This is a genomic window from Streptosporangium sp. NPDC006007 (assembly GCF_040614315.1).
Classification (GTDB): domain Bacteria; phylum Actinomycetota; class Actinomycetes; order Streptosporangiales; family Streptosporangiaceae; genus Streptosporangium.
The window spans coordinates 72,508-81,771 of sequence record NZ_JBEXUG010000029.1 but is presented as its reverse complement, the minus strand read 5'-3'; the positions used below and the strand labels follow the sequence as shown (position 1 = coordinate 81,771).

At 69.2% G+C, this 9,264-nt stretch carries 8 protein-coding genes; 7 read left to right on the top strand and 1 reads right to left on the bottom strand.

Annotated elements, in window-relative coordinates; all coding sequences use genetic code 11:
• Positions 1-85: 85 nt before the first annotated feature.
• Positions 86-250 carry a hypothetical protein gene (locus ABZ194_RS21680; protein WP_355598799.1) on the bottom strand — a complete coding sequence of 55 codons (165 nt, stop codon included), beginning with the start codon at positions 248-250 and terminating at the stop codon, positions 86-88.
• Between the two features lie 451 nt (positions 251-701).
• Between ABZ194_RS21680 and ABZ194_RS21675 the strand changes: the two genes are divergently transcribed.
• From ABZ194_RS21675 to ABZ194_RS21645, 7 genes are all read left to right on the top strand, one after another.
• The gene (locus tag ABZ194_RS21675) at positions 702-2,075 is read left to right on the top strand and encodes a hypothetical protein (protein WP_355598798.1); all 1,374 of its coding nucleotides are present in this window, start codon (positions 702-704) and stop codon (positions 2,073-2,075) included.
• Between the two features lie 37 nt (positions 2,076-2,112).
• Complete coding sequence (locus tag ABZ194_RS21670) at positions 2,113-3,654, top strand: amidohydrolase family protein (RefSeq protein WP_355598797.1); 1,542 nt, start codon at positions 2,113-2,115, stop codon at positions 3,652-3,654.
• 54 nt (positions 3,655-3,708) lie between these two features.
• Positions 3,709-4,218, top strand: a complete 510-nt coding sequence (locus ABZ194_RS21665; RefSeq protein ID WP_355598796.1) for a tripartite tricarboxylate transporter TctB family protein — start codon at positions 3,709-3,711, stop codon at positions 4,216-4,218.
• Between the two features lie 13 nt (positions 4,219-4,231).
• Positions 4,232-5,740 carry a tripartite tricarboxylate transporter permease gene (locus tag ABZ194_RS21660; protein WP_355598795.1) on the top strand — a complete coding sequence of 503 codons (1,509 nt, stop codon included), beginning with the start codon at positions 4,232-4,234 and terminating at the stop codon, positions 5,738-5,740.
• Positions 5,741-5,792: 52 nt separating this feature from the next.
• Positions 5,793-6,797: a tripartite tricarboxylate transporter substrate binding protein gene (locus ABZ194_RS21655; protein ID WP_355598794.1), complete on the top strand. Its 1,005-nt coding sequence runs from the start codon at positions 5,793-5,795 to the stop codon at positions 6,795-6,797.
• An 85-nt stretch (positions 6,798-6,882) separates the two neighbouring features.
• A complete protein-coding gene (locus ABZ194_RS21650; RefSeq protein WP_355598793.1) occupies positions 6,883-8,277 on the top strand; it encodes a dihydroorotase family protein in 1,395 nt (464 codons plus the stop codon).
• Entirely contained in the window at positions 8,274-9,221 is a 948-nt protein-coding gene (locus ABZ194_RS21645) for an LLM class flavin-dependent oxidoreductase (RefSeq protein WP_355598792.1), read from the top strand. The genes ABZ194_RS21650 and ABZ194_RS21645 overlap by 4 nt, the downstream gene beginning before the upstream one ends.
• Positions 9,222-9,264 lie beyond the last annotated feature (43 nt).

Genomic DNA, 9,264 nt, shown 5'->3' with positions numbered 1-9,264 from the left:
GTGTGGCCTACGATCCCGCCAAGCACGGAGCCCTCCAGGCCCTGCTCAGACAAGATCAACTGGCGGCGGCTTGACACAGGGCTACTCATCGCCTCAGCGGCTCCTGCTCGGACGGGGCCACCGATCTGTTGATGTCGCCGATGCCGGTGTCCAGGATGTCGAGCGCTCGGCCGACCGTGCCGGTCAGGGGGGCGGTGATCTGCTCGGGTGACCGGCCCTCGTCCCGTAGCCGTGTTGCCTCGGCGATCATGGCGGTGACGGTGGTCAGGATGAAGGCGGCGATCGCCCGCCGTCGGGTGCCTCCGGCACCTCCGGCAGGTGGTTTCAGACCCGGGCCGAGCGCGAGACGCCGGCATCGATCGGGGAGGCCGTCGCCGGCCGGGATGGTCGATCGCGAGCCGCCTCTCCGATCTGTTCCAAGGGGCCGGGTGGCGTGGCAGGTGTGGTCTCCCGTGTCCGCCAAGAGCTGGGGACCCGCCCGGAATCCGTTCCCGCCCTCGCCGTGACGGCCGCGCCCGGCTCGCGCGACGGGAGGTTTCGGGCCGCCTGGCCGGCGAACATCCGCAGGTCGGGTAGGTGGAGCCGGTTTTCCGGCCCTGTGAGCCGTGTGGTGTCACGCCGACGGGACCGTTGACTTTGGGACAGTGTCCCAATTAGCATCACGGCATCACTCAAGCAGTTCCGAGAATCTGGAGGGTGACGTGTCTTCTTTCGTCGGCATGCAGATCGGCGCCGTGTCGTTCACAGACGAGGGTGTCCCGCAGGTCCTCGACTCCGTTCAGGAGCGAGGAGGCGCCAACGCCATCCTGCTCTCCGCGATGTCATGGCTGCGGGGAACGGCGGGGCGTGCGCACACGGGGTTCCCCGACCACGGCGGCCAGGAGCCCGATGATTTCGAAGGCGGAGGCTACTTCAAACCCAATTTGAAGCTCTACGGCGACAGCCCGATCCGCGACTTCCAGGCGCCGGAGAAGGAGGTGCAGGGGTTCGACATCCTGGCCGACGTCATCCCCGAGGCCCGGAAGCGGGGACTGAAGGTCTATCCGTACTACTGCGAGCGGTATCGGACATTCCCCACCCCCGTCTCGGTACCGGGGTTCAGGGGGCTCATCGAGATCGATCACGTTGGCCGGAAGGCCTCGCGCCCGTGCCTCAACAATCCCGGATACCGCGCCTTCATGCACGCCGTGGTCGAGGACTGGTGCAAGAGCCATGACATCGACGGCGTCCTGTGGGGGATCGAACGCCGAGGCCCCCTCGGCAACACGCTCGACGCCGACCAGCCGAGCTGTTTCTGCCGCTACTGCGAGGAGATCGGGCACCGCGAGGGCATCGACGTGCGGCGGGCCCGCCAGGGATACCTGGAGCTCGCGAACTTCGTCCACGGCGCGAAGTCGGGGGTGAAACCGCGTGACGGATACTTCATCGGCTTCATGCGCATCCTCTTCGCCTTCCCCGAGATCCTCGCCTGGGACAGCCTGTGGACCCGGTCTCACAAGACCTTCGCCCGTGAGATCTACGGCCTGGTGAAGTGGATCGACCCGAATCTCGAAGTCGGCATGCACCTTTGGCAGTACATCAACACCTACGACCCGTTCCTCAAGGCCCAGTACGACCTGTCCGAGCTGAGCGAGTGCGCCGACTGGATCAAGCCGGTCGTCTACCAGACGCCGGCGGGGTCGCGGTTCAAGCGGTATGTCGAGCGGCACACGTCCAGCGTCTGGGGCGATTTCGAGGCCCCCGAGCTGCTGCAGTTCCTCTATCGCATCCTCAATCTCCGTGAGGCCGAGTACGACAAGCTGGCCGAGGTGGGCTTCTCCGCCGACTACATCCGGGACGAGATCCGCCGGACCGTCGACGCCTGTCCCGGCATTCCGGTCTATTCGGGGGTCAACGTCGGGGTCGAGGCGTATGCCGACGAACGTCCCATCGAACCGAGTGACGTCCGTACCGCGATCGAGGCCAGCTACGAGGGTGGCGCGGAGGGCGTGATCCTGAGCCGGAACTACTCCGAGACCTGGTTGAGGAACCTCGACGCGGCGGGCGACACGTTGCGCGCACTGGGCAAGGCGTAGGGCGGTTGGCGCGGAATCCGCTGGAGGTCGACCAGGCATGAAGATCTACTACGGCGCGGCCGTCATCACCGGACGCCTGCTGGACGACGAGCACGAGGTGGTCCACGGCGGCGGCGTCGCCGTCGACGGTGATCGCGTCGTCGCCGTGGCACCGCTCTCCGAACTGCGGAACCGTTTTCCGCGGGCGGAGGAGGTCGGCGCACCGGACTGTCTGGTCATGCCCGGCTTCGTCGACGGCCACCACCATCAGGGGGTGGCCCCGATCAAGCTCGGCGCGCGTGCCATGTCGCTGGAGCGCGTGTTCAGCCACCGGCGGACTCTGCGGGGCCCCGCGCTGTACGAGGACACGCTGTACGGCGCGATCGAGATGCTCGGTGCCGGGATCACCACCGTCAACCACCTCCACGTCGGACGGCGTGGCCCGTGGGAGCGGTGGCGTGACGACGCGGAGACGGTGCTCACGGCCTACCGGGATGCCGGGATGCGGGTGAACTTCACCTTCAACTTCAGGGATCAGAACCGGCTGGTGTACGACGGGGACGAGTGGTTCTCCGGCCATCTTCCCGAGCCGCTGGCCGAGGGAATGCGGGAGTTCCTCACCGGTCAGGAGGTGCCGCTGCGATCTTATCTCGACGACCTGTTCGTCGGTCTGTGGGAGGTGAACGGCGGGAACACCGACCCGTACGCGCGGATCTCGCTCGCGCCGCACAACCTGCACTGGTGCTCGGACGACGCCATCCGCTCGATCATGGACGTCGCCGGAGAGTACGGCGTGCACGTCAACATGCATCTGCTGGAGTCGCCGCGTCAGAAACTGTACGCGCGGACCAGGACGGGCAAGTCCGCCATCGCGCACCTCCACGATCTGGGGGTGCTCGGTCGCGACCTCACGCTCCTGCACGCGGTGTGGGCGACCGACGACGACATCGCCCTGCTGAGCGAGACGGGGACGCGGGTCTGCGCCAGCGTCAGCTCGAACCTGTTGATGGGCAGCGGCATCGCTCAGCTCAACCTCATGCGTGAACGGGGCGTGCCGCTCTCCCTGGGGCTGGACGAAGGCGGGCTGAACAGCGACTGGAACGTGTTCGCCGACATGCGCCTCGTGCAGGGGCTTCAGCACACCCCCGGCGCGGAGAGGGAGGTGATCACCCCCGGGGTCCTGCTCGACATGGCGATCGGCGGCGCCGCGATGTCCACCGAGTTCATCGGGGACATCGGGTCGCTTGAGCCGGGCCGGTACGCCGATCTGCTGCTGCTCGACTGGGAGCGGCTGAACGCCCCCGTCGGGCCCACCGGGCCGACGGTCGTCGACGACCTGGTCTACAAGGCCGACAGGTCGCACATACGCGCCGTGGTGGTCGGCGGCCGTGAGGTCGTCCGGGGCGGAACCCACGTCACCCTCGACAGGGGTGAGGTCGAAGCGGAGATTCGCCGGCAGCTGGCGGGCGAACCTTCCGAGGAGGACGGGCGGCGCCTCGCGCTGTTGCGGCAGATCCTCCCTTATGTCGACGCCTACTGGGGGGATTACGGTCAGCCCCATAACGGGGGTTCCCAGTACGGTCCATCCAACTGCACCTGAGTGTCCGCGGGGGGACTCCACACCTGACGGGGTGAGCCTGAGGAGGCGACTCTCATGACATCTCAATCGCGCGACCTGGCGGTCGGCGTCACAGCCGTGGTTCTTGGCGGCATCGTGGCGGTTATGGCCGCCACGATCCGGAACACCACCGGAACAGCGGTGGGTCCGGGGGCTTTTCCCCTCGTCATCGGCATAGCCGTGGCGCTGGCGGGCCTGGCCATCTGTGCTCCGGCGCTGCGGGGCGCCCGGAAGTCCGGGGCGGGTCCCGGCGAGGGCGAGGGCGACGGCGGCGGTGAGGGCGGCGGCGGTGAGCCGTCGCCCCGCCGAGGGGCCTCCCGGCTCTCGGGACTGGCGTTGCCCGCGGGCATCACGGCCTTCTGCGTCGTCGCGGTGAGCGTCAGCCTGACGATCGCGTCAGGCGTGGCGTTTCTGCTCTGCTGCCGCTACATGGCCGGCTACCGCTGGCCGAAGTCGGTGTTGATCGGCCTGATCGGGGCGGTGGTCGTCCACGTCGCCTTCCGATTGCTCCTCGACGTCCCCCTGCCCGGCGACGAGATTCTCTGAGCGGGGCCGCGGCATGGACACCTTCGGGCAACTGCTGCACGGGCTGGCCATCGCCCTGACACCGGAGAACATCCTCTGGGCCTTCCTCGGCGCGCTTGTCGGGACGCTCATCGGGGTCCTCCCCGGGCTCGGCCCCACGGCGGGCATGGCGCTGCTGGTCCCCCTGTCGGTCGGACTGGAACCGGCCTCCGCGGTGATCATGATCGCCGCCATCTACTACGGTGCGATGTACGGCGGCTCCACCACCGCCATCCTCATGAACGTCCCCGGCGAGGTGTCGTCGGTGGTCACCGCGCTCGACGGCTACGCGATGGCCCGCCAGGGGCGTGGCGGCGCGGCGCTCGCGATCGCGGCCATCGGCTCGTTCGTCGCCGGACTGCTCTCCATCATCCTGCTCGTCGTGCTCGCGCCCCTGGTCGCGCCCCTCGCGCTGAGTTTCGGTCCGCTGGAACTGTGCGCCCTGACCGCCCTCGCCCTGGTGGCCGCCGTCAACCTGGCCGGTAGGTCGCTGGCCCGCGGCCTTCTGTCCTGCGGTCTCGGCCTGCTGATCGCCATGATCGGAAGCGACCCCGTCACCGGGGAGGGGCGGTTCACCTTCGGCAGCGTCGAACTCCTGGCCGGCGTCAACTTCATCCCGGTGGTCGTCGGTCTCTTCGCGATCAGCGAGATCCTGATGGCCTCCGCGTCCGGCGCCGCGTCCATCTACGAGGGCCGGCTCTCCCGGCTCTACCCCAGCCGGTCCGAGCTCCGGCAGTCCGCCGGGCCGATCGCCCGGGGCAGCCTTCTCGGGTTCTTCCTGGGACTCGTGCCCGGGCTCAGCCCCGCGGCCGCCTCGTTCACCGCCTACGACGTCGAGCGCCGAATCTCCCCATCACCCGAGCGGTTCGGCAAGGGGGCCATCGAAGGCGTCGCGAGCCCCGAGGCCGCCAACAACTCGGCGGTCGGCGGCGGACTGGTTCCGCTGCTCACCCTGGGGATACCGACGTCCCCGACGATCGCCGTGCTGCTGGGGGCGTTCCTGGTGCACGGCATCACCCCGGGACCGCTCATCTTCTCCGAACACCCCGATGTGGCCTGGCCGTTCATCGCCAGCATGTTCGTCGGCAACGTCATCCTCGTCCTGCTGAACCTTCCACTGGTCAGGATATGGGCGCGCATCGTCTCGGTGCCGTACGCGGTGATCCTCCCGGTCATCCTGGTCGTGTCGTTCATCGGCGTGTACTCGGTCAACAGCCGCCCGTTCGACCTCGTCGTCATGCTCGTCTTCGGATTTCTCGGTTACGGCATGCGACGCGCCCACATCCCGCTGGCGCCGATGGTCCTCGCCCTGGTGATCGCGCCGATCATCGAATCCTCCTTCCGGCAGAGCCTGTCGCTCGGCGGCGGCAGCGTGCTGGTGTTCCGGCAGAGCCCGCTCGCCCTCGGCCTGCTCGCCGTCGCGGTGATTCTGCTCTGGACCGGGTTGCGATCTCGCAGGCGCGAGGCCACGTCCGACCGTCCGGCCCTCGAAGAGGACTTCTGACCCGCATGTGTCCGTTCCGTTTTACTCAGAATCGGAAAGGGTGGTAACAGAGTTGCTTCCCATCAGGTCCGCCAATCTCAAAATCACCGCCGCCTTGCTCGTCACCGCGAGCCTCACCCTCACCGCGTGCGGCCGAAGCGGGGAGTCCGCGGAGTCCGCGTACCCGGCCAAGAGCATCGAGGTCGTCGTCCCGTTCTCGGCGGGAGGCTTCACCGACTCCGGCGCCCGCCTTGTCGTCGACAGTCTCAAGGAGAGGTTCCGCCAGCCGGTCACCATCGCCAACAAGGAGGGCGCGGGCGGAGTCACCGCGACCACCGAGTTCCTGAGCGCCAAGCCGGACGGATACACCATCGAGGCGCTCATCTCCGGGCCCACCACCGAAGCCCTCGCGGCGAACCCCTCACTCCCCTACAAGTGGGACTCCTTCACCGTCCTCGGCGGGATCGCCATCAGCCCGCGGGTCATCGTCGCGCCGGCCGAGGGGCGAATCCGATCCGCCGAGGACCTCATCAAGAACCTGAAAGGCTCGCCCTCGACCGTGACCTGGTCCACGGGCTCGCCGCAGGGGCCGGCGACCTTCTCCACCCTGGCCCTGTTCGACGCCCTCGGCGTCGACGCCTCCGCCCCCAAACGGGTCACCTTCAACGGGGACGGTCCCGCGGCGAACGCGGTCGCCGGCGGCCACGTCGACTTCTCGGCGGTGAACGTCTCCACCGCGCTTCCCCTGATCAAGGCCGGTAAGATCCGGCCGCTCATCGTCTCGGGCACGGAGCCGTTCCCGCTGCTGCCGGAGACCCCGATCGCGTCGGCGGTGGGCCTCGACGACTTCATCCTCGACAACTGGCTGGGATTCATGGCTCCGCCCAAGACGCCGGAGCACGTCGTCCAAGCCTGGGAGTCCGCGCTCACCGAGATCGCGAAGGATCCGGACCTCACCGCCAAGCTGCGGAACATCGGCATGGTGACGCAGCGGATCAGCGCCCAGGAGCTGACCGACATGGTCAAGCGACGCTTCGACACGTCCGCGGCCCTGGTCGCCAAGTTCGGGCCGCAGTAGAGGTGACCGGCCGCCGGCCGCCCAGCGCGTGCCGGCGGCCGGTCGCTCCCGGCGTTCCGGCACACCACCCCAAGGAGTTTCGCCAATGTCCGGTCTTGTCATCAGAGGCGGTGACCTGTGCAGCAGCGCCGTCTCAGGGTCGTTCGACCTCCGCTGTGAGCACGGGAAGATCGTCGCCATCGATCGGGAGATCAGGCCCGAGCCGGGCGATCGGGTCTTCGACGCGTCCGGCCTGCTCGTCGTGCCGGGACTGATCGACGTGCACGTCCACTTCAGGGATCCCGGTTCACCGGAACGGGAGTCCTTCCTCACCGGCACCGCCGCCGCGGCCTCCAACGGGGTCACCACCGTGCTGGAGATGCCCACCAGCGACGTTCCCGTCACCACGGCCGCCCGGCTGGAGCGACGCGGAAGGCACCTGTCCGGCCGGTCGTTCATCGACTTCGGGCTGTACGCTGGTGCCGGGCACAGCTCGCTCGACGAGGTCGAGTCGTGCGCCCGAGCCGGCGCGATCGCCTTCAAGACCTTCACCCACCGGCCACAGCCATCCCGTGCCGCCGCGTTCGAGGGCATGTGGGCCGTCACGGAGCCGCAGCTGTTCCAGACGATGAGCGCGGTCGCGGCCACGGGCCGGGTGCACGCCGTTCACTGCGAGAACGATCGGCTGCTTGAGCACTTCGCGGCCGAGTCGGCGGACCGGCCGGGCTTCGGTGAGCGTCATCGTGAGGCGAGGCCGCCCGTCGTCGAGGACTCCGCGATCGCGATGGTCGGCAGCCTCTCGCTCACGACCGGGGCGCGCGTTCACCTCGTGCACGTGTCGACGGCGCGGGGCGTGGACCTCGCCGACGGCCTGCGGCGGGCCGGCGCCGACATCAGCGTCGAGACCTGCCCGCACTACCTCCTCCTCGACCAGGACACACTCGACAGGTACGGCTCCTTCGCCAAGTGCAACCCGCCGCTCCGGGCCCACGACGTCCGGAGGAGCCTGCTCGATCGACTGCGCCACGACGGTATCGACATCATCGCCAGTGACCACTGCTCGTACACCACGGAGGAACTGGGCCACCACGCGGAGGATCCCTGCGGGGCGCTCCCGGGTCTTCCCGGGATCGAGTTCCTCATGCCGTCGCTCCTCACGATCGCCCGGGAGCCTGACCAGGCGCTCGTCGACGTCATCGCCAAAATGACCTCCAGGCCGGCCCGCAGGTTCGGCCTGGAGGGCAAGGGCGACCTCGTGGTCGGCAATGACGCCGACCTCGCCGTCGTCGACCCGCGAGCCGCCGTGCCGTTCGCCGCCGACGCCGGCTTCCTCGCCCAGGGCAGCCGCAACGCGGTGTACCTGAGCGAGGTCGACCTCCGGGGCCGGGCCGTCGCCACGTTCGTCCGGGGAAACGCGGTGTTCTCCGACGGCGCGGTCGTCGGATCACCCGGACACGGGCAGTGGATCCGGGGCGCCGGCACGGGCCGGTCGCCACGATGACCACCTACGGTCTCGTCCTGCCGCACTTCGGCCCCGACACGTGCAGGTCCCTGCTCCTGGACGCCGCCCGGCAGGCCGAGGCCGCCGGATACGACCGCCTCTGGGCCCGCGATCACCTCGTGTACACACCGCATCTGTGGGAGCCGCGGTCGGACAGGTTTCTGGAGCAGTACGTCGCCCTCTCGGCCGCGGCGGCGGTCACGGAACGCATCGAACTGGGAGCGGGCGCCACGATCCCCTTCCGGGCGCCGCGTCATGTCCTCGCGCTGGCGGAGTCGCTCTCCCAGCTGGCGGAGCGCCGAGTCCACATCGGGCTGGGACTCGGCGACTACGCGTCCGAAATGGAGCTGTCCGGCGTATCCGCGACACAGATCGCCCACCGTCGCCGTGAGACGTTCGAGGTACTGGACTCGGCGCCCTCCCGGACGCGGGCCGATCGTCCCGTCGAGATCTGGTGGGCGGGGGGTGGACGCCTCGCGGCGGCGGCAGCCGTCGGACGGCGGGTCAACTGGCTGGCCGGGCGGCAGCCTTTCAGCACGTTCGCACCGCTGATGGCCGATCTCGGCCGGCTCGCCCAGGAGTCGGGGTGGCGCCCGAAGGTGGCCGTCTGGATGCTCGCCGACTACGACGCGGCCCGCGAGTCGGCCGGAGGCCGGCTACCGCGCCGCGATCTGATCGCCGCGTTCAGCCGCGGCGGGGGAAGAGCGGGCGACACGGGATCCGCGACGGACGACGACATCCGCGGCTCCGCGCTCGTCGGCGACCTGCCGGAGATCCGTGCGGATGTGGCGGCCATGCGATCACTCGGAGCCGACCACATCGTGTTCGACTTCCGATTCAGCGGCGCGGACTCATGGGCCGACGACATACGGGGCTTTCGGGAGCGGGTGCTCGACGACCCGCCCCGGTCGGCCGCCGATGGTCCAGGCCGGACGCGACGCTGAGGACGGTGGGCGCCGGCGAACCTTCTCGGCACGGTTCACCGGC